Source organism: Leucobacter insecticola (genome assembly GCF_011382965.1).
In the GTDB taxonomy this organism is placed as follows: domain Bacteria; phylum Actinomycetota; class Actinomycetes; order Actinomycetales; family Microbacteriaceae; genus Leucobacter; species Leucobacter insecticola.
Window position 1 is genome coordinate 2561508 of record NZ_CP049934.1, and the last position, 24749, is coordinate 2586256.

Annotated in this window: 22 protein-coding genes, 1 other RNA gene and 3 pseudogenes; 7 read left to right on the top strand and 19 right to left on the bottom strand. The window is 61.9% G+C overall.

The features are described 5' to 3' along the window. Positions 1-47: 47 nt before the first annotated feature. Together G7067_RS11970 and G7067_RS11975 are read left to right on the top strand one after the other, a co-directional pair. The gene (locus G7067_RS11970) at positions 48-881 is read left to right on the top strand and encodes an inositol monophosphatase family protein (protein WP_166324694.1); all 834 of its coding nucleotides are present in this window, start codon (positions 48-50) and stop codon (positions 879-881) included. Then, the gene (locus G7067_RS11975; RefSeq protein ID WP_166324697.1) at positions 878-1315 is read left to right on the top strand and encodes a DUF3054 domain-containing protein; all 438 of its coding nucleotides are present in this window, start codon (positions 878-880) and stop codon (positions 1313-1315) included. Before G7067_RS11970 ends, G7067_RS11975 begins: the two co-directional genes overlap by 4 nt. 12 nt (positions 1316-1327) lie before the next feature. Here the strand turns inward: G7067_RS11975 and gap are convergent, their stop codons facing one another. The 14 genes and pseudogenes from gap to G7067_RS12040 all read right to left on the bottom strand — a co-directional run bounded on the left by gap (position 1328) and on the right by G7067_RS12040 (position 15102). After that, the gene (gene gap, locus G7067_RS11980; protein WP_166324700.1) at positions 1328-2326 is read right to left on the bottom strand and encodes a type I glyceraldehyde-3-phosphate dehydrogenase; all 999 of its coding nucleotides are present in this window, start codon (positions 2324-2326) and stop codon (positions 1328-1330) included. A 112-nt stretch (positions 2327-2438) separates the two neighbouring features. Next, entirely contained in the window at positions 2439-3383 is a 945-nt protein-coding gene (locus G7067_RS11985; protein ID WP_166324703.1) for a GlxA family transcriptional regulator, read from the bottom strand. A gap of 40 nt (positions 3384-3423) precedes the next feature. After that, complete coding sequence (locus tag G7067_RS14710) at positions 3424-3555, bottom strand: hypothetical protein (protein WP_280115717.1); 132 nt, start codon at positions 3553-3555, stop codon at positions 3424-3426. Between the two features lie 165 nt (positions 3556-3720). Further along, positions 3721-4093: a transfer-messenger RNA gene (gene ssrA / locus G7067_RS11990) on the bottom strand. Between the two features lie 98 nt (positions 4094-4191). Then, positions 4192-5429: pseudogene (locus G7067_RS11995) on the bottom strand (alpha-hydroxy acid oxidase). Between the two features lie 36 nt (positions 5430-5465). Further along, positions 5466-5942 carry an SsrA-binding protein SmpB gene (gene smpB, locus G7067_RS12000; RefSeq protein ID WP_166324706.1) on the bottom strand — a complete coding sequence of 159 codons (477 nt, stop codon included), beginning with the start codon at positions 5940-5942 and terminating at the stop codon, positions 5466-5468. Positions 5943-6094: 152 nt separating this feature from the next. Then, positions 6095-7008 (bottom strand): annotated as a pseudogene (ftsX, locus tag G7067_RS12005) (permease-like cell division protein FtsX). Then, positions 7005-8213, bottom strand: coding sequence for a cell division ATP-binding protein FtsE (gene ftsE / locus G7067_RS12010; RefSeq protein WP_166324709.1), 1209 nt, complete (start codon positions 8211-8213; stop codon positions 7005-7007). The pseudogene ftsX and the gene ftsE overlap by 4 nt, the downstream one beginning before the upstream one ends. Positions 8214-8281: 68 nt before the next feature. Next, positions 8282-9394, bottom strand: a complete 1113-nt coding sequence (gene prfB, locus G7067_RS12015; RefSeq protein WP_166324712.1) for a peptide chain release factor 2 — start codon at positions 9392-9394, stop codon at positions 8282-8284. Positions 9395-9440: 46 nt separating this feature from the next. After that, complete coding sequence (locus tag G7067_RS12020) at positions 9441-10856, bottom strand: APC family permease (protein WP_166324715.1); 1416 nt, start codon at positions 10854-10856, stop codon at positions 9441-9443. Between the two features lie 185 nt (positions 10857-11041). Then, complete coding sequence (locus tag G7067_RS12025; protein WP_166324718.1) at positions 11042-11842, bottom strand: ABC transporter permease; 801 nt, start codon at positions 11840-11842, stop codon at positions 11042-11044. Further along, positions 11839-12699, bottom strand: coding sequence for an ABC transporter permease (locus tag G7067_RS12030; RefSeq protein ID WP_166324721.1), 861 nt, complete (start codon positions 12697-12699; stop codon positions 11839-11841). Before G7067_RS12030 ends, G7067_RS12025 begins: the two co-directional genes overlap by 4 nt. Before the next feature lie 10 nt (positions 12700-12709). Next, on the bottom strand, positions 12710-13888 hold the full coding sequence (locus tag G7067_RS12035) for an ABC transporter ATP-binding protein (RefSeq protein WP_166324724.1): 1179 nt from the start codon (positions 13886-13888) through the stop codon (positions 12710-12712). Positions 13889-13890: 2 nt separating this feature from the next. Continuing rightward, positions 13891-15102 carry an ABC transporter substrate-binding protein gene (locus G7067_RS12040; RefSeq protein ID WP_166324727.1) on the bottom strand — a complete coding sequence of 404 codons (1212 nt, stop codon included), beginning with the start codon at positions 15100-15102 and terminating at the stop codon, positions 13891-13893. Between the two features lie 249 nt (positions 15103-15351). Here G7067_RS12040 and G7067_RS12045 point away from each other — a divergent pair, with 249 nt between their 5' ends. Beyond that, a complete protein-coding gene (locus G7067_RS12045; RefSeq protein ID WP_166324730.1) occupies positions 15352-15819 on the top strand; it encodes an Lrp/AsnC family transcriptional regulator in 468 nt (155 codons plus the stop codon). A 2-nt stretch (positions 15820-15821) separates the two neighbouring features. Beyond that, complete coding sequence (locus tag G7067_RS12050) at positions 15822-17216, top strand: aspartate aminotransferase family protein (protein WP_166324733.1); 1395 nt, start codon at positions 15822-15824, stop codon at positions 17214-17216. 170 nt (positions 17217-17386) lie between these two features. Here G7067_RS12050 and G7067_RS12055 read toward each other — a convergent pair whose 3' ends face one another. Both G7067_RS12055 and rpsO read right to left on the bottom strand, forming a co-directional pair. Next, complete coding sequence (locus tag G7067_RS12055) at positions 17387-18391, bottom strand: hypothetical protein (protein WP_166324736.1); 1005 nt, start codon at positions 18389-18391, stop codon at positions 17387-17389. Between the two features lie 304 nt (positions 18392-18695). Beyond that, the gene (rpsO, locus tag G7067_RS12060) at positions 18696-18965 is read right to left on the bottom strand and encodes a 30S ribosomal protein S15 (protein ID WP_166324739.1); all 270 of its coding nucleotides are present in this window, start codon (positions 18963-18965) and stop codon (positions 18696-18698) included. A 233-nt stretch (positions 18966-19198) separates the two neighbouring features. Here rpsO and G7067_RS12065 point away from each other — a divergent pair. The 3 genes and pseudogenes from G7067_RS12065 to G7067_RS12075 all read left to right on the top strand — a co-directional run bounded on the left by G7067_RS12065 (position 19199) and on the right by G7067_RS12075 (position 22558). Beyond that, positions 19199-20454 (top strand): annotated as a pseudogene (locus G7067_RS12065) (ammonium transporter). A gap of 9 nt (positions 20455-20463) precedes the next feature. Next, complete coding sequence (locus G7067_RS12070; protein WP_166324742.1) at positions 20464-21294, top strand: inositol monophosphatase family protein; 831 nt, start codon at positions 20464-20466, stop codon at positions 21292-21294. A gap of 64 nt (positions 21295-21358) precedes the next feature. Beyond that, entirely contained in the window at positions 21359-22558 is a 1200-nt protein-coding gene (locus G7067_RS12075; RefSeq protein ID WP_166324745.1) for an ABC transporter substrate-binding protein, read from the top strand. Here G7067_RS12075 and G7067_RS12080 read toward each other — a convergent pair. The 3 genes from G7067_RS12080 to G7067_RS12090 are packed head-to-tail and all read right to left on the bottom strand — an operon-like array spanning position 22555 to position 24729. Continuing rightward, entirely contained in the window at positions 22555-22830 is a 276-nt protein-coding gene (locus tag G7067_RS12080; RefSeq protein WP_205881146.1) for a DUF6457 domain-containing protein, read from the bottom strand. The two genes, G7067_RS12075 and G7067_RS12080, sit on opposite strands and share 4 nt — an antisense overlap. After that, positions 22823-23488, bottom strand: coding sequence for a molybdenum cofactor guanylyltransferase (gene mobA, locus G7067_RS12085; protein ID WP_166324748.1), 666 nt, complete (start codon positions 23486-23488; stop codon positions 22823-22825). The genes G7067_RS12080 and mobA overlap by 8 nt, the downstream gene beginning before the upstream one ends. After that, positions 23485-24729: a molybdopterin molybdotransferase MoeA gene (locus G7067_RS12090; protein WP_166324751.1), complete on the bottom strand. Its 1245-nt coding sequence runs from the start codon at positions 24727-24729 to the stop codon at positions 23485-23487. The genes mobA and G7067_RS12090 overlap by 4 nt, the downstream gene beginning before the upstream one ends. Positions 24730-24749 lie beyond the last annotated feature (20 nt).

The following is a 24749-nucleotide window of genomic DNA, read 5'->3' on the forward strand; positions in this document are numbered from 1 at the left end:
TGGTCATTTTGATCCCGGGCCTTTCGTGTATTTGGCATGGAGGCATCATGAATAACGCTGAAGTACCCGCGCAACGCCCGCCATCTGCTGATCTTGCCTTTGCGCTGGAACTCGCAGATCTTGCCGACAGCATCGCGCTCCCGCGATTTCGTGCGGCAGACCTGAGGATCGACACGAAGCCGGATCGCACGTTTGTCACGGATGCGGATCGCGCCGTTGAGGAAGCTCTGCGGGCCCGCATCGAGGCGGAACGTCCCGGCGACAGCTTCTTCGGTGAGGAGTCTGGCCGGGCAGAACGAGGCGAGCGCCGCTGGATCCTCGACCCGATTGACGGAACCTCGAACTTTTTGCGCGGCGTACCCAACTGGGCCTCACTCATCGCGCTCGAGGTGGCGGGGGAACCGACCGTCGGCGTGGTGTCTGCGCCCGCCTTTGGGGCCAGATGGTGGGCCGAGACGGGTTCAGGGGCCTGGGGCCAGCAAGGATCCGACGCCCCCAGGCGGCTCCGCGTCTCAGGGGTCACCGAACTCGAGCACGCGTCGTTGAGCTTCCAGAGCATTGCACAGTGGGATCTGGCCGGCTACCTGCAGCCCCTGATTGCGCTGTCGCGCGCGGTATGGCGGGATCGCGCCTACGGCGACATGTGGTCGTACATGCTGCTCGCGGAGGGGTTCCTCGACGTGGTCGCAGAGTTTGACGTCAAGCCGTACGATCTCGCGGCGCTCGTACCGATCGTACTCGAGGCCGGAGGCAAATTCACCGACATCAACGGGGCGGAAACCGCGTGGAACGGCAGTTCGCTCGCCACGAACGGGGCGCTGCACGACGCGGTGATTGGCGTCGTCTCCCGTACACACGCCGCATCCGGGCAGGGCGCATGACCACCCCTGCCCAGCACTCCCCCGCAGCACCGCGATCAGGCCCGCGGGAGTATGCACGCACGCACTGGCGGCTCGCGGCACTCGCATTTGCGATCGACGCCGCGCTTGTTACACTTTTTGCGGCTCTCGGCCGCAGCAGTCACGCTCGCGAGGCCACGCTCCTGGGTCTGTGGCAAACCGCCTGGCCGTTTCTTTGCGCGCTCGCGCTGATCTGGATATCGGCACGAGTCTCTAAACGCCCGTTTGCTCCGATCAAGTCAGGTCTCTCGGTGTGGTTTGGCACAGCGGCCGTCGGGCTGCTGCTGCGCGGTCTCACCGGCGGAGGCGTGGCGTTTCCCTTCGTGCTGGTAACGCTTGGAGCGCTCGGGGTGTTCCTCGTCGGATGGCGGATCATCGCGCAGCTGATCCTGCGGATCGCCGCGCGACCGCGCTAGTGGTGTGTCTCCCTACTCGGCGAGCCTCGCGAGCGTCTCCGCAACGCGGTTGGAGAATCCCCACTCGTTGTCGTACCAGGAAGACACCTTTACGTGGCGTCCATCCACCCGAACGAGGCCGGAGTCGAAGATCGACGAGGCGGGGTTGCCCACAATGTCAGTGGAGACCAGCGGATCCTCCGAATACTCGAGAATGCCCCGCAGTCGCCCCTCGGCAGCTTCGCGGTAGGCATTCTTGATTTCGTCGACCGTCACATCTCGGCCCACATTCGCGGTCAGCTCCACGATCGAACCGACAGGAACCGGCACACGAATTGAGTCGCCGCTGAGCCGGCCATCAAGCTCTGGCAATACCTTGCCGATCGCGCGCGCGGCCCCGGTCGATGCGGGAACAATGTTGAGTGCCGCGGCTCGGGCTCGGCGCGCGTCTGCGTGAGGGCCGTCGACGAGGTTCTGATCCTGTGTGTAAGCGTGCACCGTCATCATGAAGCCCTGCTCAATCTCAGCGAGCTGATGCAGCACCTGCGCGAGCGGCGCGAGCGCGTTCGTGGTGCAGGAAGCATTGGAGATCACAAAGTCGCGACTGGGCACGTAGGCTTCCTCGTTTACGCCGCGCACCAGCGTGACGTCTGAACCGGAGGATGGCGCGCTCACGAGCACGCGGCGGGCACCAGCATCAAGGTGCGCACGGGCGTCTTTCGCCTTGGTGAAGCGACCGGTTGCTTCGAGCACCACGTCAACTCCAAGCTCACCCCAGGGCAGTTTCGCAGGATCCCGCTCGGCAAGAGTCTTGATTCGCCGCTCCCCCACAATCAGCTCATCACCATCAACGCTCATGCGCTCGGCGGGGCGTCCGTAGACGGAATCGAAGTTGTAGAGCTGCGCGAGAACTGCGCCGTCGGTGAGATCGTTGACGGCGACGAGCTCCAGATCGCTCGACTGCTCGATCAGTGCGCGCAGCACTCCCCTGCCGATTCGCCCAAAACCACTGATTGCAATACGACCACTCATGTCGATCCTTTCGTCCAGGCACCAGGATCCCGCACCCTGGCACTCTCCCGCCAGTGGCATCAATGCCACCTATCGAAAGGATCTCGCCAAGTTGCTCTTCTAGCCAGGATGCCTATTCCCCGCGGGTGAACGCCCGCCGATACTCGGATGGCGTCGTACCGAGCACCCGCCGGAAGTGCAGCCGCAGATTCGCGCTCGTTCCGAGCCCGACCGCCGTCGCCACCGCGTCGATCCCGAGCTCACTGTTTTCGAGAAGTTCGCGCGCAAGATCGAGACGTGCGCGCATCACCCACTGCATCGGGGTGTACCCGGTTTCCTCAGTAAAGTGCCGCGAGAGGGTTCGCTCTGAGACTCGGGCGTGCCGTGCGAGGAGCCCAATAGTGATCGGCTCGTGCAATCGGTGCAGCACCCACTCGCGGGTCTCCGCCAACCGGTCACCGCTCTGCACTTTGGGTACGGAGCGGCGCACGAACTGCCCCTGCCCGCCGCTGCGATACGGCGCCGCCACGAGGCGTCTGGCGGCGTGGTTCGCAGCGGCCATGCCAAGATCCGCGCGCAAAATGTGCAGACACAGGTCGATCCCGGAAGCCGCCCCGGCTGAAGTCAGCACGGACCCCTCATCAACAAACAGCACACTCTCGTCGACCTGCACCTCAGGGAACTGCGCTGCAAAAATCTGCGCGTAGTGCCAGTGCGTCGTCGCGCGCTTGCCGTCGAGCAGCCCCGTCGCCGCGAGCGCGAACGCGCCGGTCGAGATCGCCGCGAGCCGCACTCCTCGCTCGTGCGCACGCACGAGGGCGTCGAGCAGGATCTGGGGCGGGCGGTCCCGATCCGGATGCCTGGTGCCGGGGAGGAAGATGAGATCCGCATCGTCAAGCGCCTCAAGCCCCTGATCGACGGCGTAGGAGAGCCCGTCGCCACCCGGAACAAGCCCGGGCTCGATCCCGCACACACGCACCTCGAAGGGCATACTCGCGCGGGTCGTGAACACCTGTGCAGGGATTCCCACGTCGAGAGGTTTTGCGCCCTCGCGCACCACGACGGCGACCTTCTTCATGTGTTCAAGCCTACTCGCGGCGGAGCTTTGACTCGTCGATCTATGTGTTGTGTTTGAGTTGCAGCGCACGATCGAGCGCCGCAAGCACCGCAGCGACACTTAGCACAGTGTTCAACCACATCGGAAGGCCGAGTGTCGGCAATTCACTGCCGGTGCCGAGATTGCGTTTCACCGCCGAGGTGGCGGTTAGGAACTGCAACCTCGGCAGTAAAATGCAACCTCAGTGGTGAGGTTGCAGTCTCGGTCACACGAGATGGATCTGTTTCGACGCGAGGATCCTGCGACTCCTTCGGAGCGGAGGATGACGGAGTGTCGACAACTCAGTGTGTGATGCAAATCGTGGAGCCGCGGGGAATCGAACCCCGGTCCACTTCGATGATTCCATGCCTTCTACGGGTGTAGTTCGTGAAAACGTTCTACTTGGCCCCGCCCTTTGCCACGAACACCTAGTGCGACAGGCCCAGTCTCAGTAAAAGTCCCGGCGTGCCCTGAAACACAACACACCAGCAAGCCTCCTAGATGACGTCAGGAAAACCGGGGCGGAGGCACATCCGGCCTGACGGACTCGGTCTCGTGCTTAGGCAGCGAGAGCGAAGTCGGTGCGCTTAGCGTTGGCACCTATAGTTTGCGAAGGGCGTTAACGAGATAACTCCGCATCCTCGACCCGCTTCTCACAGTCTCAAATCGACGTGTCGAAACCGATCGGCCCCAAGTTTGGAGCATTCACATCACACACTGTTGAGTTGTCGATTCCGGGCGAGCCCGGCTTTACAGCGTACCACGGCCTACACGGAGAAAGCAGCCCAAATCAGCCCCGCGCGCGCGGCACCAAGCGCTCCAACTGCGTCACGTGCGCCGGGGTGAGCTCTTCGATCGAAGAGACCTCCAGCAACTTCATCGTCCGCACCACTTGACCGGCGAGGATTTCAATCGCGCGGTCCACTCCCTCACGGCCACCGGCCATCAGCCCGTACAGATACGCGCGCCCGATCAGCGTGAACTTCGCCCCCATCGCGATCGACGCAACAATATCGGCGCCGTTCATGATGCCCGTGTCGATCGTAATCTCGGTGTCTTTACCCACCTCACGCACCACCTCTGGCAGCAGGTGGAACGGGATCGGCGCCCGGTCGAGCTGCCGCCCGCCATGGTTCGAGAGGATAATGCCGTCAACACCAAGGTCGGCCAGCTTCTTCGAATCCTCGAGGTTTTGCACCCCCTTGACCACAAGCTTGCCGGGCCACATGCTTCGAATGATCTCCAGATCATCGAAGGAGATCGAGGGATCCATCGCAGAATCAAGCAGCTCACCGACCGTTCCGCCTGTCGTTGAGAGCGACGCAAACTCCAGCTTTGGCGTGGTCAGAAAGTCCCACCACCACCAGGGCCGTGGGATCGCGTTCGCGATCGTTCCGATGCTCAGCTGGGGCGGGATCGAGAAGCCATTGCGCGCATCACGCAGACGCGCACCGGCCACGGGGTGTCGACCGTGAACATGAGGGTGTCAAAGCCGGCCGCGGCGGCCCGCTCAACTAGCCCGTAGCTGATCTCGCGCTGACGCATCACGTAGAGTTGGAACCAGTTGCGACCGTGAGGATTCTCTGCTTTGACGTCCTCAATAGAGGTCGTGCCTAGAGTTGACAGCGTGAATGGGATCCCCGCGGCACCGGCAGCCCCGGCCCCGGCGATCTCACCTTCAGTCTGCATGAGTCGCGTGAAACCGGTTGGCGCGATCCCGAATGGCAATGCAGAGGGCCCTCCAAACACCGTGGTGCTCGTGTCCACCGTTGAAACATCACGAAGTATCGACGGATGAAACTCGACGTCTTCAAACGCCTGACGCGCCCGCGACAGGGACAGCTCACCCTCGGCGGATCCGTCGGTGTAGTCGAAAGCTGCAGCCGGGGTGCGCCGCTTGGCGATGCGGCGCAGATCGTAGATGGTGAGCGCACTATCGAGTCGGCGCTTCTTGCCGTTGAATTGCGGCTTCTTGAACTGCATCAGATCGAGCAGCTCAGCGGGTTTGGGGATCTGGCGTTTGACCATGTCACACAGCCTACTCCGCCGCGAGCTCAGGCGGGCCTACTCCCCCAGATGTTTACGAGCAGAGATGGCCCGTTCTGCCTCGCGGCGATCCTGACGCTCGCGTAGCGTCTGCCGCTTGTCGTATTCCTTCTTGCCCTTTGCGAGGGCAATCTCGACCTTTGCGCGGCCGTCCAGGAAGTACAGCCGCAGGGGCACGATCGTCAAGCCGCCCTCGCGGGTCTTTTGGTACAGCTTGTCGATCTCGTGGCGGTGCAACAGCAGCTTACGCTTGCGCCTGGGGGCGTGATTCGTCCAGGAGCCGTTGAGGTACTCGGGAATGTACGCGGCATCAAGCCACGCCTCGCCGCGCTCGATAAAGACGTAGCCGTCGACAAGTGACGCCCGTCCCATGCGCAGCGACTTCACCTCGCTGCCGGTGAGCACCATACCCGCCTCGTAGGTGTCGATAATCAGGTACTCATGCCGAGCCTTCTTGTTGGAGGCGATCAGCTTTTCGCCGGTCTCCTTTGGCATGGTCCCGTCCTTCCGATTTTGCGCGAAAATCTAGCCTACCGGAAACAGCGCCGACAGCTCAGCCGGTACTCACACGTCAGCCGGTGAAAAAGGTCTGTTTCTGACCGGCTGAGCGGTGAGCACCGGCTGACATGCCAAGAACTCGACCCGCGCTACACCCGCAGGTATCTGGTGATCGCAATCTTCGCCGCGATCGAGGACAGGATCACACCCACGAGGATCAGGATCGGCGGCACAATCAGGGACTGTTCGACCGTAATGTAGCTTGTGAACGGGACCTCGGTCACCAAGAAGTCCTGCACAAAGAACTTTACGATCGCGACCGACGCAGCGCCCGCGAGCACAGCACCGATCAGCGCCGCGATAATGCCCTCCAAGATGAACGGCGTCTGGATGAAGCGGTTTGATGCCCCACCAGGCGCATGATCCCAATCTCCCGCCTCCGCGAAAATGCGGAGAGGCGGATCGTTGTCGAGATGAGGAGCATCGCTGCGACCAGCATCAGGCCAGCGACCGCAATGGCCGTGTAGCTTGCGACGCCGAGGAACAGGAAGATCCGGTCGAGCAGGCTGCGCTGATCCGACACACTCTGTACGCCAGGAATCCCCGCAAAGGTTTCCTTGATGATGTCAGAGCGCGAGGGGTCTTTCAGCTTGATCCAAAAGGTCTGATTCAGCTGCTCGGGCTTGGTGATGTCCACAATGGGGTTACCCTCGAACTGCTTCGTGAACTCGTCAAATGCCTCGTCGTGGGTGACGAAGAAGTAGTCCTCGATATACGGCTTGAGTGTGTCTGAGTTCAGCGCATCCTCAACGGCAGTAATCTCGTCTTCGCCGGCATCGCTTCCCGCACATGTCGCACTCTGGTCGTAGTCGGTGCAGAGGTAGACCGCGACCTGCGCCCGGTCGTACCAGAAGGTCTTCATCTGCTGCACCTGCAGCTGCATGATGATCGCGGTGCCCACGAAAGTGAGCGACACGAACGTCACAAGGATCACCGAAATGACCACCGACATATTCCGGCGAAGTCCACTCCATACTTCGCCGAGCACCAGGCCAACCCTCATCGCACCGGCCCCACATCCGTCTCGTCGTCGTTGTCTTTGCGGTTCAGTCCGAGATGCTCGGCAAGGCTGCCAGTCTCAGACATTTGAAGCGGATCCAGCGGTTTGCCCGGCTCAAGGAAAGCCGGAATGCGCCGGCCGGTCGGGTCCTCCGCACGCCTGGTCTCATCGAGATCCTCTTCGTTGTCGCCGAAAGGATTGGGCTCCTCGAACACGGAAGCCGCAACCGGCTGAGCGGGCTGAATCGGAGGTGCGAGGGGCTCGGCGGATTCCGCCGCGGCTTGCTGGGCCGCGCGCTGCCGCGCTGCCTCCTGCGCCGCAAGCGCCTCGGCCATGGGAATCGCTGCCGACTGCGTCTGCTGAACGGGAGGCGTTTGAGTCGGCTGTGCGACGGGCTGCTGAGCAGCACCGCCCTGCGACGCGACCGGTGTACCGTCCGGCTGCAATGCGGCCCGCACCACTGCCTCGCTCGTGCGCAGCACCTGCGCCCCAGCCTCAGAAAGGTCCGCGATCGGGATCGAGGCGGTCTCGCCGTAGCCACCGCCCTGTTCGTCACGCACGACAACGCCCTGAGAAAGCTCAACCACGCGCTGCTGCATGATGTCAACGAAGGTCGCCTCGTGCGTCGCCATCACGACGGTGGTTCCTGCCGCGTTGATCGCCCGCAGCAACTGCATGATGCCAAGACTGGTCGCAGGATCGAGGTTACCCGTCGGCTCGTCAGCGAGCAGGATCGCGGGTTTGTTTACGATCGCGCGCGCAATCGCCACGCGCTGCTGTTCGCCGCCGGACAGCTCGTGCGGGAAGCGCTTCGCCTTGTTCGCAAGCCCCACCATCTCGAGAGTGTCCGGCACTGCTTCCTGGATGAAGCCGCGCGACTTGCCGATCACCTGCAGCGTGAACGCGACATTGTCGTACACCGTCTTGTTCTGCAGCAGGCGGAAGTCTTGGAACACCGTTCCCAAGCTGCGGCGGAAGTAGGGCACCTTACGCGAGGAGATCTTGCTCAGGTCTTGCCCAAGCACGTGGATCGATCCAACGCTCGGCTGATCCTCGCGCAGAATCAATCGCAGACAACTTGACTTCCCGGATCCGGAAGCGCCGACGATGAAGACGAACTCGCCACGGTCGACCTTCAGGTCGATACCGTCGAGCGCGGGCTTCGCGGTGCCCCGGTACTTTTTGGTGACGTTCTCAAAGAGGATCATGACGACTCGACAATACGCCCGAACGCTGAGGGGGCAACTCAGGCGCGCGGGTAATTTCTGAGCCTGAATTAGCCCTGATTCTGAGCGAGCGAGCGCCAGCGGATCCCCGCCGCAATAAACCCGTCGATCTCACCATCAAACACGTTCTGCGGGTTATTCACTTCAAACTCGGTGCGCAGGTCCTTGACCATTTGATACGGCGCCAGCACGTAGCTGCGCATCTGGTCCCCCCAGCTCGCCGTGATGTTGCCGGCAAGCTCCTTCTTCTTCGCGGCATCCTGTTCGCGCTGCAGGATCAACAGCCTCGACTGCAGCACGCGCATGGCAGCGGCGCGGTTTTGGATCTGGCTCTTCTCGTTCTGCATCGAGACGACCGTACCGGTCGGAAGGTGGGTAATGCGCACCGCCGAATCGGTCGTGTTAACCGACTGCCCTCCGGGGCCGCTCGAGCGATACACGTCGACGCGAATGTCGTTCTCCGGGATCTCGACCGACTCCGCCTCGGGCATCAGCGGGATCACCTCGACCGCCGCGAAACTCGTTTGGCGTTTTCCCGCGGAGTTAAAGGGGCTCATGCGCACGAGCCGGTGCGTCCCCGCCTCGACCGAGAGCGTGCCGAAGGCGTAGGGGGCATCAAATTCGATCGTTGTCGACTTGATCCCCGCCTCTTCGGCGTAGCTCGTCTCCATCACCGTGACCTTGTGGCCGTGCTGCTCGCCCCAGCGCAAATACATGCGCTGCAACATTTCTGCGAAGTCGGCGGCATCAACGCCCCCGGCACCCGCGCGGATCGTCATCACGGCCGAATACTCGTCGTACTCTCCCGAGAGCATCGTCTGTACCTCGAGGTCCTGCACCAGAGCCTCGATCGCGGCGATCTCTTCGGTCGCCTCGACCGCCGATTCCTGATCCTCGGCCTCAAGCGCGAGTTCCACCAGCACTTCAAGGTCGTCAAGACGCGAGGCGAGAGTGCGGAGCCGCTTCACCTGCGCTTGGCGGTGACTGAGCCCGCTAGTGACAACCTGAGCTGCCGCGGGATCGTCCCACAGGTCAGGAGCCGCAGCCTGCTCTTCAAGCTCGGCGATCTCGCGATCAAGCTTCGGGAGATCCATCACCGCGGCAATGTCGGCGTAGGTAGCGCGAAGCGCGCGGATGCGTGAGGTGAAATCAAGTTCGAGCATGATCCTTAAACCTTACCCCGCCGCGCTTCGCGCCCGCCGCAGAGCCTCACTCGACCTCTGCGTCCTCCGGGATCTTGTTGTAGCCGGTGACGGGCTGAATCTCGTCGAACGCGGCCACCTTCCGCTTGAAGCCCTTAGTGAGGTAGATCAGGTAGGCGAAACCGATCGCGGTCCAGATCACGCCGCCAATGAGCGCGTCAAGGTGCAGGTTCGCCCACAGGAGCCCCGTCAGCAGCATGCCGATCCCGGGCATCACAATGAACTTGAAAATATCGGGGAAGGTGTGTCGGCGGCCCTTGCGGATCGCAAACCATGCGATCACCGAGATGTTCACAAACGTGAACGCGATCAGCGCGCCGTAGTTGATAAACGCGGCGATCATTTCGAGCGTGAAGGCCGCGGCCAGCAGGCAGATCGCGCCGGTGAGCACGATGTTGAAGGTCGGGGTGTGGGTGCGCGGGTTGATGTAGCCAAAGAACTTCTTCGGCAGCACGCTGTTACGACCCATCACGAGCAGCATGCGCGACACCGAGGCGTGAGAAGCGAGTCCCGAGGCGAGCGTCGCCGCAAAGCCCGCCGCCGTGAGGACGGCCTTCAGCACGTCACCGCCAACAAACTCGCCGATCAACGGCAGGGTACTGTCTTCGATGAACTGCTGGTCCCCGCCGGGCGCAAACACGTTCCAATCGCCGAAACGCAGCTGGGTGAAGTAACCGGCAACGAGGAAGATCGCGCCGCCGAGCAGCACGGTCAAGAGGATCGCGCGCGGGACAATCTTCGGAGTTTTCGCTTCTTCGACATACATGGTCACCGCGTCAAACCCGATGAACGAGAAGCACACGATCGTGGCACCCGTGAGCACCGCGCTCATCGTCACACCCTCGTGGAAGAACGGCGTCATCGAAGCAACCGTGCCAGCGCCCTCGCCACCCTGCAGCTGCGCCCACACCATCACGACGAACACGATCATGACAACGATCGAGAACACCAGCAGGATCCCGTTCACATTCGAGGTGCCGCGCATCGTCAGGTAGATGATCCCGGTCACAAAGATGCAGTAGAGCACTACCCAGACCCAGCCCGGGATATCGGGGAACACAGCTTCGAGGTAGCTGCGGATAATGAGGCAGTTCACCATCGGTAGCAGCATGTAGTCGATGAGCGAGGTCCAGCCGACCATGAAGCCAACATTCGGGTGGATCGACTCACGCACATAGGTGTACGCGGATCCCGCGCTCGGGATCGCACCCGACATCTTGCCGTAGCTCACGGCAGTGAACACCATCACAATGAGAGCGACAAGGTACGCCAACGGCACCACATTGTTCGTGTCTCTGGCAACCATGCCGAACGTGTCGAACACCACCGTGGGTGTCATGTATCCGAGTCCCAGACCGACAATGGCCCAGAGTCCCAGATTTCGTTTGAGCGTGCCACCCTTTGACTTGACGGGTGCAGTCATAGCTATCTCCTCGTATTGGAGTTCACACACGAGGAGGTATCAGCGCCCCGTTGCAACATGAAATGCGTGGGCGCTGTTGCCCACAGGGTTTATTTTCCACCCCTGAAGACTCGAATGCAAAACGAAACGCGCCGCCGAACCCACATTCCGTGGATTCTGCGGCGCGTTCGCACTCCCGGGAAACGCTATCTCGCCGCGAGCCGCTTCTGATTATTGATACGAACGACCTGCACGATGATCACCAGCAGCAGCGCCCCCACGAACACGATCGAGGCGAGCACATTCGCCTGCGCTGGCACCCCCTTCAACGCTGACACGTAGATGAACTTCGGGAACGTCGTTGCCGTGCCCGAGTTGAAATTCGTGATGATGAAGTCGTCGAAGGACAGCGCGAAACTCAAGAGTGCGGCGCCGATGATTCCGGGCATCAGCATCGGCAGGGTGATCCGCCAAAATACCTGCCCGGGTCCCGCGTACAGATCCCGGCCCGCTTCTTCGATTGCTGGGTCAAGACTCGCCACGCGAGCCTTGACCGCCACCACCACATAGGAGATACAGAACATCGTGTGCGCGAGGATGATCGTGCCGATGCCCTTCTCGACCCCAGCGAGGAGGAACTGCGCAGCGAGACCGGCACCGAGCACAACCTCGGGCGTCGCCATCGGCGTGAACAACAGCAGGCTCACCGTGGAGCGGAACTTGAAGCGGTAGCGCACCAGCGCGATCGCGATCATGGTGCCAAGCACCGTCGCGATCACCGTGGCCACCACACCGATCAAGATGCTATTGCCAAACGCGGTACACACCTGCGGAGCACCGCACGGATTCTGCCAGTTTCGGAGAGTGAACCCGCGCCACAAAATGTTATTGCGGCCCGCGTCGTTGAACGAGAACACAATGACGTGCACGATCGGCACCAGCAAATAAATGAGTGCGACCGCACCCACCACCGGCACAAAGGCTTTGCCAAGACTGAACTTCTTCACAGCAGATCCTCCGCCCCGCTCTTGCGCACGTATGTCGCGACGATCACGAGAATGATGGCCATCAAGATGATCGAGAGCACCGCCGCCATCGGATAGTTCTGCGTCTGCAGAAAGTTCGACTCGATGACGTTGCCGATCATCGTCGTCGACGTGCCGCCCAAGAATTCTCGCGAGGCATTCACATAGTCACCAGACATCGGGATGAAGCTGAGCAGCGTACCCGACACGATCCCTGGAATCGACAGCGGCAGCGTGATCCGCCGAAACGTTGTCACCGGAGACGCATACAAATCAGAACCCGCTTCGAGCAGTCGCAGATCGAGAGCCTGCAGAGACGCAAACATCGGTAGCACCATAAACGGAATGAAGTTATAGATGAGGCCGAAAATCACCGAAAAATGCGTACCGATCAGGTCGCTCGGGAGGATCGATTTCCAGGCGAGCGTGCGCAAAAGGAAGCTAATGAAGAACGGTGCCACCACGAGGATCAGGAGGATCCCCTGCAGCATCGGCTTCGAGCGAACCTTCACGCCGATCAGATAGGCCAGAGGATAACTGATTGCGAGTCCAACAATGGTTGCCACGATCGCGTAGACAAAGGATCTCAGCAGCTGCGGCCAATACTCCTGTAACGCGAGCCAGTAGTTCGAGAATTCGAACGCCCCCACGTACTGACCGATACCACCAGATTCGGCAGGGGCTTGGAGCGAAGTAATCGCGAGCTGGATGAACGGTGCTACGAAAAACAGCAGCATGTACGCGATGCCCGGGGCGAGCAGGATCAGCACGATCCAGCCGCGTTTCTTGGGGGCTTGATCGACGGTCTTGGTGTCACCCGCGAATGCAGTGAATGCCATGTTTCACCCCCTACTCAGCGAGCGCAGTCTGCGTCGCGATCACACGCGTTGAGTACTCGGAGGTGAGGGCCCCGGTATCAAGGCGATCATCTGCGAGGCCGAAGGTGTGTTCGGTGAGCCAGCTCAGCCACACTTGATCGCCGAGAGAAGCAGCGGGACCGGCCTGCATGTTCTGCGCGAACACCTGAACGTCACCGGCACCGGGCACCTCAACGGTGTACTGCGTGCTCACACCAATGAAGGAGACGTCGGTGATCCGGCCGGGCCCGATGACATTGGTGCTCGCATCTGCGACCGGGGCCTCCCCCGTAAGGCGCAGTTTTTCTGGTCGCACGCCCACCGTGATGGTGCCACTATCCCGCATACTCCGCGCCCGCGGTAGCGAGATCCTGGTTCCTTCAAGATCAGTATGCAGAACCTGATCAGTGTCACCCACCACCTTCACTGAGAACAGGTTCGATTGCCCGAGGAAGTTTGCGACAAAGACCGTCTGCGGTAACTCGTAGAGTTCTTCAGGGGCCCCCATCTGCTCGATCCTCCCCTTGTTCATCACCGCAACCGTGTCGGCCATGGTCATGGCCTCCTCTTGGTCGTGGGTGACGTGCAAGAAGGTGAGCCCGACCTCCTGCTGAATCTGTTTGAGCTCCTGCTGCATCTGACGGCGCAACTTGAGGTCGAGTGCACCAAGCGGCTCGTCGAGCAACAACAGCGCCGGCCGGTTAACAATTGCTCGGGCGAGCGCGACACGCTGTTGCTGGCCGCCGGAGAGCTGGGCGGGCTTCCGATCCGCTACGTGGTCAAGCTCAACAAGACGCAAGGCCTCGTGAGCCTTCGCCACAGGATCGCCCACCCTTCGCCGGCGCAGCCCGAAAGCGACGTTTTCCAGCACCGACATGTGCGGAAACAGCGCATACGACTGGAACACGGTGTTCACCGGACGCTTGTGCGGTTTCAGTGCGCTGACGTCCTTTCCACCGATCAGGATCTTGCCCTGAGTGGGATCCTCCAAGCCAGCAACGAGCCGGAGCGTGGTGGTCTTGCCACAGCCAGATGGCCCGAGTAGCGCAAAGAATGACCCCGCCGGGATCTTCAGATCCAGGTTCTCGACTGCCGTAAACCCGGGGAATCGCTTCTGGATCCCAACGAGTTCAAGGTCTGCACCCGAAGATGCGAAACTCACTTCACCCACGTTTACAGCCCCAATACGTTCTGGAATTCGGTCGAGTACTTCTTGTCTTCCTCGGCGGTGAGCGTGCGGAAGTTATACAGGTGCTCCCAGTCCTTCTCAGTCGGAAAGATCAGCGGATTATCGGCATTCTCGGGGTTCACCTTCTTCATCGCCTCCTGCGTACCCTTGACCGGCGGAACAAAGGTGACATAGTCTGCGACCTCGGCCATCACGACGGGGTCGTAGTAGAAGTTGATCATCTCTTCGACCCGCTCCTTCGCCTCCGGGGTGGTGCCGTTCGGCACGGTGAAAGAGTCTGCCGCGATCATGCCGCCCGATTCGGGAATCTCCATCGTCCACTTCGGACCGTCCGCCTCTTCGGTGTTCATCATGATGACGTCACCGGTCCAGGCCATCGCCGCGAGGGTGTCGCCGCGCTGCAGATCCTGCGTGTAGGAGTTTCCCTTAACGTTCTTGATCTGACCGCTGTCGAGCCCTTCCTTCAGCCAGTCAATGGCCTCCGTGAATTCTTTGTCGCCCCAATCCCCGGCAGGATCATGGCCGAGCCCCGCGAGGATCATGCCGATGGTGTCACGCATTTCGGTAAGCACGCCCACCTTGCCTTTGAGTTCAGGCTTCATGAAATCATCGAGAGTCTTGATCCCGCCCGGCACCGCTTCCGTGTTCCACACCCAACCGGAGGCGGGTAGCTGCCACGGGATCGAGAACTTGCGACCGGGATCCACGTCGAGCGCGTCCCACTGGGGGTCAATCATGTTGGCCGTCACATTGGGAAGATTCGCGTAATCGAACTCCTGCACCTGCTCAGCCTGGATCAGACGCGCGTTCATCCAGTCTGTGAACGTGATGACGTCGTAGCCGACGTTCTGGCCGAGCTTCAGCTGATCCTTGATCTTGCCGTAGAAGGTGTTGTTGTCATCGATATCTTCGATGTATTGCACCGGGATCCCGGATTCCTTGGTGAACTTTTCGAGCGACCCGAACGAGGCGGTCCCCTCATCAAAGTCGAGGTAGTAGGTCCAGTTTCCCCAGATCACACCGTCTTTGCCGCCACCGCCGCTTCCCCCCGGGGCACACGCAGAGAGCGCGAGTGCGCTGGCGCCGGCAGCGCCGATCCCTGCTCCTCGCAAGAGTTGACGTCGATTAATCTGGGCGCCTCGAAGCATATTGACGATGTTTCGGACGATCGGGTCTTCGGGCAGACGCTGGGCCATGAGAACTCTCCCTTGGGTTTCAATGGAAACCGGCGCAGCACGCGAGCGGCGACTGTGCCGGGTGTTGTCTCGAATATGGCACAGTCTCAGAAACGATGCAAAACTCTCATGCGAAAAACGGCATTTCGTCACGTAACAGTTATGTTTACCTCCCCATATTGCTGAGATAGCGGCGTAAAACCCCGTATCGCCCGGGCAAAACTTCGGATTCCTTTGCTTTTTCAGGTTTTCACTGCCAGAATCAGTTGCGTGAGCAGCAAGCGAAACACGACGGCGCTCGATTCCACGTCGAAGGCGATCATCGAGCAACTCCAGCTCGATGGGCGTCGCTCGTACGCGGAAATCGGAAAAGCGGTCGGCCTCAGCGAGGCCGCCGTGCGCCAGCGTGTGCAGAAGCTCACGGATGCCGGCGTCATGCAGATCGTTGCAGTGACGGATCCCATGCGACTCGGCTTCAGCCGACAAGCCATGCTCGGCATCCGCGTTTCTGGTGATACCAGGGTCGTCGCGGATCAACTCGCTGAGATGCCGGAGATCAGTTACGTCGTGCTTAGCGCGGGGTCCTTCGACATCATGGTCGAGGTGGTGTGCGAAGATGACGACGCTCTGATTGAAGTGCTGAATGAAAAGATTCGCGCACTTGGCGGAGTCGCCTCCACGGAGACGTTCGTCTACCTCCAACTCAAAAAACAAAAATACGACTGGGGAACAAGATAACCATGTCCTACGATCCCACCGCAGCTGTCGATACCGCTGCCCTTCAGGCCTCTGCCAAACAGCACATGTGGCCGCACTTCACAAACCGCAAGGTGCTCAATGACGGGATCCCCGTCATTACCCGCGCCGAGGGCCATCACATCTACGACGCTGCTGGCAAGCAGTACATTGACGGCCTTGCAGGCCTCTTCGTAGTGAACGCCGGCCACGGCCGCGATCGCATCGTCGAAGCTGCCGCAAAGCAGATGAAGCAGCTCGACTTCATGCCGCTGTGGTCCTACGCGCACCCTGCAGCGATTGAGCTCTCCGAGCGTCTCTCGAGCTACGCGCCCGGCCAGATGAACAAGGTCTTCTTCACCACCGGTGGTGGCGAGGCCGTTGAGTCTGCCTTCAAGCTGGCCAAGCACTTCTGGAAGATCCAGGGCAAGCCGATGAAGCACAAGGTCATCTCGCGTTCGGTTGCCTACCACGGCACCCCGCAGGGCGCGCTGGCCATCACCGGCATCCCCGACATGAAGAAGTTCTACGAGCCCCTCACCCCGGGCGGCCACCGCGTGCCGAACACGAACTTCTACCGCGCAGAAGAGATGGGCGCTCCGTCGAACGACCTCGAGGCGTTTGGCCAGTGGGCTGCAAACCGCATCGAAGAAGCGATCTTGTTCGAGGGCGAAGACACCGTCGCGGCCGTCTTCCTCGAGCCGGTACAGAACTCGGGTGGCTGCTTCCCGCCTCCCCCCGGTTACTTCAAGCGCGTGCGCGAGATCTGCGATAAGTACGACGTGCTGCTCGTCTCTGACGAGGTCATCTGCGCCTACGGCCGTGTCGGTGACTTCTTCGCTTCGAAGGCGCTCGGCTACGAGCCCGACATCATCACCTCAGCGAAGGGCATCACTTCGGGATACGTTCCCCTGGGCGCCATGATCGTCTCGGACAAGGTGTCGGAGCCCTTCAACTCGGTGGAGAACACCTTCTACCACGGCTTCACCTTCGCCGGTCACCCGGCGGCCGCTGCTGCGGCCCTCGCCAACCTCGACATTTTCGAGGAAGAGGATCTCAACGGTCGCGTGCGCGAAAACAGCCCGCTGTTCCGCGCCGAGCTCGAGAAGCTGCTCGACATCGACATCGTCGGTGACGTGCGCGGCGAGGGCTACTTCTTTGGCATCGAGCTCGTCAAGGACAAGGCCACCAAGGAGACCTTCAACGAGGAGGAGTCGGATCGACTGCTCCGCGACTACCTCTCCCCCGCACTGTGGGAGGCCGGCCTCTACTGCCGCGCCGACGACCGTGGAGACCCCGTCATCCAGCTCGCTCCGCCGCTGACCATTGGTCCGTCGGAGTTCGCTGAGATCGGTGGGATCCTGCGCAGCGTCCTGAAGGATGCTTCATCAAAGATCTAGTCTGATCTGGTTTGTGTGTGGCCCGCTCTGCTTCGGCAGGGCGGGCCACACTGCTTTCCGTCGACCATCCCTCCCTCCTCTTCACCGCCGAGCCTGCGTTTCACCATCGACCCTGCGGTCAGGAACCGCCAGTTCGACGGTGGAGGGCAGGCTCGGTGAAGTGTGGTCGACTACGGGATGCGGTGTCGCTCGCTGTAAGACATAGGGCTACCGAAAACCCCGAATGAGGCGAAGCGGTTCTCAAACGACTCCTGCGTTGCCACGTGTTTGAGTCCGAAACGATAGATCGGTTTCTTGGTGGTTCCACGAATCCAGTCCTCGCGCTCCTTCTCGTCTCGAAGAATTTGCTTGGGATCACGTCCCCTCGCCATTTCCTTGTCAAAATACTTCACTTCCCCATCGGCCTCAGCGAATGCCTTATGATCTGGCAGCTCGAAATCCACGAAGTAGTCATAGCCGTGAGTCCCGGGCACTCGATACTGGAGTTCGGTCCGGATCCCGGCCCGCGCGAATCTGAGTCGCCCCACGCTCTCTAAAGCGGATTCCGCACGCCCATCCGCGAACTTCAATACTTTTCGGGCACGACGCACACCCCTCTCCCCGGGCATCTCATGGAGCTTCTCGAGCAAGCCTTCTCGCCATATTTCCTGAGATGTTTGCGCACTACCTCCAGCAGACAGAGCCTCCAGCTTGAGTGCCTCGTCAGCGCACCCCAGCGCCAGCTCGGCACTCGCAAACCGAGCAAGGTCTAGAACTGTTCGTTCCATACTCGTCACCCGCACCCCAGCGATCTCAATAGTCTCGTCGTCGGATGCAGTTCCCTCGTGTCGCATCACCCTCGGAGTGCTCTTCTGTATGCCACCCTGCGGGTTCGTCATGTGTACACGAATACTGGAAAAACGGTACAACGGAAGTCCAAGAAGCGCAGCCGCTGTGAAGTGCGAGAACACCGGCCTCCGCAGTTCACGGTCGCTGTGAGCGAGAGCCACCGCGATCTGGCGGTCTTCCCCATACAGCTCATTCCAGTGTTCCGCCAGAATGTAACAACCTCTCGCAAGGACAACGACTTGCTGCTGGCGGCGATGCGAACGCAACACTTTCTGGTCTGTGCTCGAGAGCTCATCCCAGTAACGAATCATTGAGCGTATTTCAGAGATGCGAAGGGCCGGTTCCATCCCGGTAGTTTTACAGCCCCCGCCGCTCTTGGGTGCCCGAATCCAAATCTGTGGATGACTTCGGCAGCATTGGCTGAATCAGCTACCTGTGGACGAAGGTTCTCAACTAATCCCGAACGGGATTTCGCCGAGCCTGCGTTTCACCCTCGACCCTGCGGTCAGGAACAGCCAGTTCGACGGCGGAGGGCAGGCTCGGTGAGCTTCAATGGAACGTGGCCTCGACGCGCCCAGAAGCCATGCCGCCCAGCAACGCAGAAGCGCCCCCACCAAACGATGAGAGCGCTTCTGCAGTCGGTCTTAAAGACTAGCGACGCAGACCAAGACGCTCGATGAGCGAACGGTAACGCGTAATGTCGACATCCTGGAGGTAGCCCAGGAGGCGGCGGCGCTGGCCGACGAGCAGCAGCAGGCCACGGCGCGAGTGGTGATCGTGCTTGTGGCTCTTCAGGTGCTCGGTCAGATCCTTGATCCGCTGCGTGAGCATCGCAACCTGCACCTCGGGGGAACCGGTGTCGCCGGGCTTGGTTGCGTACTCATCGATGATCGCTTTCTTGACCTCTGCGGGCAATGCCATAGTGGTCCCCTTTCGTTTGCTGCGCGGCGCCTTCAGCGGGATGCTTCAGCTCTCTTTATCCGCGGCCGTTCAGACGGCAACCTCAATATCTTAGCACCCTTCACGCCGACATCAATTCGAAACACAGTTGTGACGCCCGGGCCACAAACCGGTGACGGCCCCGAAACAGCCGCGCCAGAAAATCTGTATACGGGCGATGCATTCCGCCCGCACGAGATAAGGGAGTCGCCACCATGGAAGCCACAGACGTTTGGACCCTCGCGAGCACAGCGCTCGTACTCATCATGACACCGGGGCTCGCGCTCTTCTACGGCGGGCTTGTGCGTGTCCGCTCGGTCGTCAACATGATGCTCTTCAGCGTCAGCGCCATGGGCGTTGTCGGTGTGCTGTGGATCCTCTTCGGCTACAGCATGAGCTATTTCTCCGACGGCGAGAGCGGCTTCGCCGGGAGCCCACTCAAGGACTTCGGGCTCCTCACCACGGATCCCGCAGACTTTATCGGCATCGGCTTCGGCTCCGCTTTTGCCATGATCACCACGGCCCTCATTTCTGGTGCGATCGCGGACCGCGTTGGCCTCGGGTCCTGGGTGCTGTTCTCCGGGGTATGGGCATCGCTCGTGTACTTCCCGGTCGCGGCCTGGGTATGGGGCGGGGGCTGGATCTCGCAGCTCGGCACCTGGCTCGGTACACCCGAGGTGATCGACCTCGCCGGGGGCACCGCGATCCACATCAACGCGGGCGCGGCGGCCCTGGCGCTCGCGATTGTCGCGGGGAAGCGCCGCGGTTTCGGGCCAGGATCGCACAAGCCCCACAGCGTTCCGCTCGTGACCATCGGCGCAGCCCTGTTGTGGTTCGGCTGGATCGGCTTCAACGCGGGGCTTGCGACCGAGGTCGGCGAGGCCGGGTTGATCCTGGTCAATACTCTGGGTGCCCCGCAGCGGGCATCATTGGCTGGCTCGTGTCTGATGTCGCTCGCGGCCGGAAGCCCGGCGTCATCGGAGCGGCATCGGGCGCGATCGCGGGTCTCGTCGCGATTACCCCGGCGGCCGCGAACCTCTCCCCGCTCTGGGCTTTGCTGCTCGGCCTGATCGCCGGGGCCGCCTGCGCATTCGCAATCGATCTGAAGTATCGCCTCGGCTACGACGACTCGCTCGATGTTGTAGGTCTACACCTCGTCGCGGGCGTCATTGGCACCCTCTATCTCGGCTTCTTCGCCTTCGAAGACGGACTCTTCGTTGGGGGCAACGGCGGCCTGCTCCTCGTGCAGGCGATCTCGGTCGCGGGCGTGATGCTCTACTCCTTCGTGGTGTCGCTGATCATCGCGCTCGTTGTGAAGATGCTGACCGGGCTGCGGGTTCCGAGCCGGGTCGAAGAGGCCGGGATCGACACCTTCGCCCACGGCGAAGAGGCCTATGACTACCTGCCGGACTCGGGATCGAGCGTCACGGTTGCATCCGAGCCCCGCGAACCGGTGGGCGCGGGGCGATAGGGTCGATGCATGACGGCAACCACTCACGCAGACCCTCAAGAACTCGCAGCAATCGCCGTGCAGATCGCCCGCACCGCAGGGCAGCGCATCCTGCAGCTGCGGAACGAGGGCGTCAAGGTCGCCGCAACCAAGTCGAGCATCGTCGACATGGTGACGGAAGCCGATCAGGAGTGCGAGCGGATCGTGGTCGCAGCCCTCCGCGAGGCAAGACCGGACGACGGCATCCTCGGCGAGGAGGGCACCGGGATCGAGGGTACAAGCGGCATCACCTGGGTGATCGATCCCATCGACGGCACCACCAACTACCTCTATAACCTGCCCGCCTACGCCGTCAGCATCGCGGCGACGGTGCCTGACGCCACAGCCTTCGCCGACGGCCGGCGCGGGATCGCCGCCGCCGTGTACAATCCCCGATCAGACGAGATGTTCGACGCCTGGCTGGGCGGCGGATCCCGCCTGAACGGCGAGAAGATCCGAATCTCGGGAAATCTCGACCTCGCAACCTCCCTCGTCGGCACCGGCTTCGGCTACACCGTTGAACGCAAGCACGAACAGCTCGAACTGCTGCAACGGGTGCTCCCTCGCGTGCGCGATATTCGGCGAATCGGATCAGCCGCCTACGACCTGTGCCTGCTCGCGGCGGGACGACTCGACGCCTTCTACGAGATGGGGCTGCAGCCGTGGGACTACGCTGCCGCGGTGCTGGTCGCCTCCGAAGCGGGCGCCGGGATCCTCGGCCGAGATGACGCCACCCCTCCCGGCGAACCGCTGATCTTCGTGGCGGATCCACACCTCGTGAGCGAATTGCGGGCGATTGCGTCGGCTTATCCACACCACTGAAACCTGAACGACTCTGCCTCTATGCCAGGATGATCCTATTGCCAGGTTTTCCATAGGAGGAACAATGCCGGTTGAGCCGTCGGACCCGATGATCCAGGAACTTGTCACCCGCATTCGGAGTGCACAGCTAAGCCGTCGCCAATTGTTTCGAGGCGCAGGTGTGGGGGCAGCGATGCTCGGCACCGCCTCACTCGCAGCCTGCGCGGGGCCGGGCGGATCCGGCGATGGCTCCGGTGGCACCGTGCGCTGGGCAAACTGGACCTACTATCTCGACTACGACGAGGAGGCCGGCACCTGGCCCACTCTCGACGAGTTCATGAAGCAAACGAATATCACCGTCGACTACTTCGAAGACATCGACGACAATATGACCTTTATCGCGAAAGTGAAGGATCAGCTTCAACTCGCGCAAGACACGGGCTACGACGTGTTCACACTCACGGATTCCTCGCTCCTGCGTCTCTTCGAAAAGGATCAGCTGCGTAAGTTTGACCGCGAACTCCTGCCGAACGTGAACAAGCAGATGATCGACATGGTGCAGCACGCGTCTTTCGACCCGGATCGGCAATGGTCGATCCCGTACCAGGCTGGCATGACGGGGCTGTGCTACAACACTGAGCTCTATCCCAAGGGCGTGAAGAGTGTGGCGGATCTCTGGAACCCGGAACTCAAGGGAAAAGTGAATGTGCTCAGCGAACAGGATGACACGCTCGGTTTGGTGATGCTCGAGCAGGGCGTCGATATCACCGGAGATTGGGGCGAAGACGAGTTCTACAACGCGCTCGCCGTCATCGAAAAGGAGTTGAAGAGCGGCCAGATCGCGACGGTGAAGGGAAACTCTTACACGCAGGATCTGCAGACCGACACCGTGCTCGCTGGCATGTGCTGGTCGGGAGACATCGCGATCCTGAACGAAGAAGCTGGCGAGGAGCGCTGGAAGTTCGTGGTGCCAGAGGCCGGGGCCACGCTCTTCATTGATTCGTTCTGCATGCCCGAGGTCACTGATTCATACGATCAGGTTCACGAGCTCATCAATTACTATTACGAGCCCGAAGTGGCCGCTGAGGTTGCGTCCTACGTGGAGTATGTGACCCCCGTTGCTGGCGCGAAAGAGGCAATGGAGAAGCTCGATCCGGAGCTTGCGGAGAATCCGCTCATTTTTCCTGATGCGGAAATGTCGGCCCGGGTGTTCGACATGCGCGCCCTCTCCGCGCAAGAGGACAATATCTTCGCCCAGGCCTACCAGAAGGTGCTTGGAAACTAGAGGGGTGAGGATTCCCAGCTCGCGGCGAGCTCGGTGAGCGTCTGTGCGTATTCATCAAGCGCAGCGGCGGGATCCTCTGCGCGACCGACCGCGACACCGAGCAGAAACGTGCTCAGGGGCGCAGCCGGACGGGCAACATCGTGGGCGACATCCCTCGCGACATTGAGCAGGGCGGCGATGTCGACGGTTGCGGGATCGAGGCCGAGCTCAACGGACACGGCCGCGAGCCAGTCGTTCAGGGCCTCTGGCGGCAGGTGTTGGGGGTTAGTCACGGGGATCTCCTTCGGAGGTGTCGGTCATGGATTGGGCTCGACTGAGGTCTTCCCGGTCGTCGATGTCAGCGGTGGTCTCGGGTTCGACATCGATCCAGACGAGATCGAGTTCGCCGAGAAGTTTGCGGAGCGGGGCGTTCTCTATGTTCGCTCCGAGACGCTGGGCCGCGGCACGTAATGCGCTCACCCGGTAGAGGCCCGCGAGCCATTGAGCGTGGCCCTCGGTATCGCGGAGAACGAGGCCGTCACTTGTGGCAGTCGTTTGGTCTTTGAGCTCAGGTGCAGTCTCTTCAGCGAGGATCCTGCGACTCGCAAACTCGCGCAGGATGACAGTGCAGACGCGGTCGGGGTACACGAGATCGCACGAGAGCAGCAGCAGCCACTCGTGCCGCACAAGCGGCAGGGCTGCGGCGAGCGCGGCAAGCGGGCCGGTGAAGGGCGGATCCTCGCGCACCACCGCGACCCCCTCACCTCCCGCATGCTCGGGCCCCACCACGATGAGCTGAGCGGCTCCGGCGGCCCGTGCGGCATCGACGGCGCGGTCAACGAGGCGGGATCCCTGTAGCGTGACCGCGGCTTTGTCGATGCCGCCGAGCCTGCTGCCACGTCCGCCTGCAAGCACGACGGCAGCGAAGGCAGCGGATCCTGACCCGCTCACGGCGTCACCAGCACAACGGGCACGGTTTCGCCCGCTGTCACGTCGCCCCGCCCAATCCCAATCATCGCGTAGCCGTTGGAGGCACCGTGCCCGCCGACCGCGTGGGAAACGCCACGCGGGTTGACCGCGGGCACGCACACAAGCCCCGCATCAGCAGAGCTTCGCACGATCACGGGAAGAACCTGTAGGCGATCCTCGGTTCCTCGCCAGTCGGTCTCAGCGCTGGCCTGGTGCACCACCCTGCCAAGCTCCGCCCTGCCCTGCATTGCGAGCAGCGCTGGACGCACAAACAGCTCGAAGCTGACCGCCGCGCTCACCGGGTTGCCCGGCAGCGCAAAGATGAAGGCACCGCCGGCGAGGCGGCCCGCGCACTGCGGCTGTCCGGGGCGCACCGCCACCCGCAGGGCGCGCACCTCGGGTTCTCGTTCGAGCGCGATCCGCACCACGTCGTGGGTGCCGGGGCCGACGCCCCCGGTCGTGATGATCACATCGCAACGTTCAGCGAGGGTGCTGAGTTCCGCGGCGAGTGGCACCGCCTCGTCAGCGCTATGACGCACTTCGACGGCATCGATCCCGAGTTCGCGCAGCAGCCCCGAGATCAGCAACGAGTTCGATTCCGGGATCTGGCCGCGCGCAAGCGGTGCGCCGGGGGCACGCAACTCGGATCCGGTCGCGATCACCGCGACGCGGGGGGCCCGGCGCACGCGCACCCGAGCCACCCCCGCGGCAGCGAGCGCGGCGAGACGCGCGGCTCCAAGCCGCGTTCCAGCTTCGGCGAGCACACTGCCGGCGGCGGTGTCTTCGGCGGCGCGGCGAATGTTCGCACCCACGGGCGCGGCGCGGATCACACGCACCAGTTCCTTGGCCCAGGCGGAGTCTTCGCGATCGCCGAGCGTCAGCTCAACGGGGATCACCGCATCGGCGTCGCTCGGCACGGGTGCCCCCGTCATGATCCGCACGCTCTCCCCCGGCGCGATCCCGGGGTCGGCCGTGCTGCCCGCGGGCACTTCACCGGTTACCCGCAGCACCGCAGGAGAATCCGCGGACGCGCCCGACACGTCGGCCGCTCTCACCGCATACCCGTCCATGGCAGAGTTGTCCCAGAGCGGGAGCGGGTGCCGGGCAAGAACCGGCTCAGCAAGGGTGTAGCCGTGGGCGTCCCCAATCGCCACATCCATTTCGGGGAGCGCAGTCACGCGCTCGAGAATCCAGCTCACATGCTCTTCCGCTGTGACCCGCATGGTGCAGCCTCTCTCCGCCA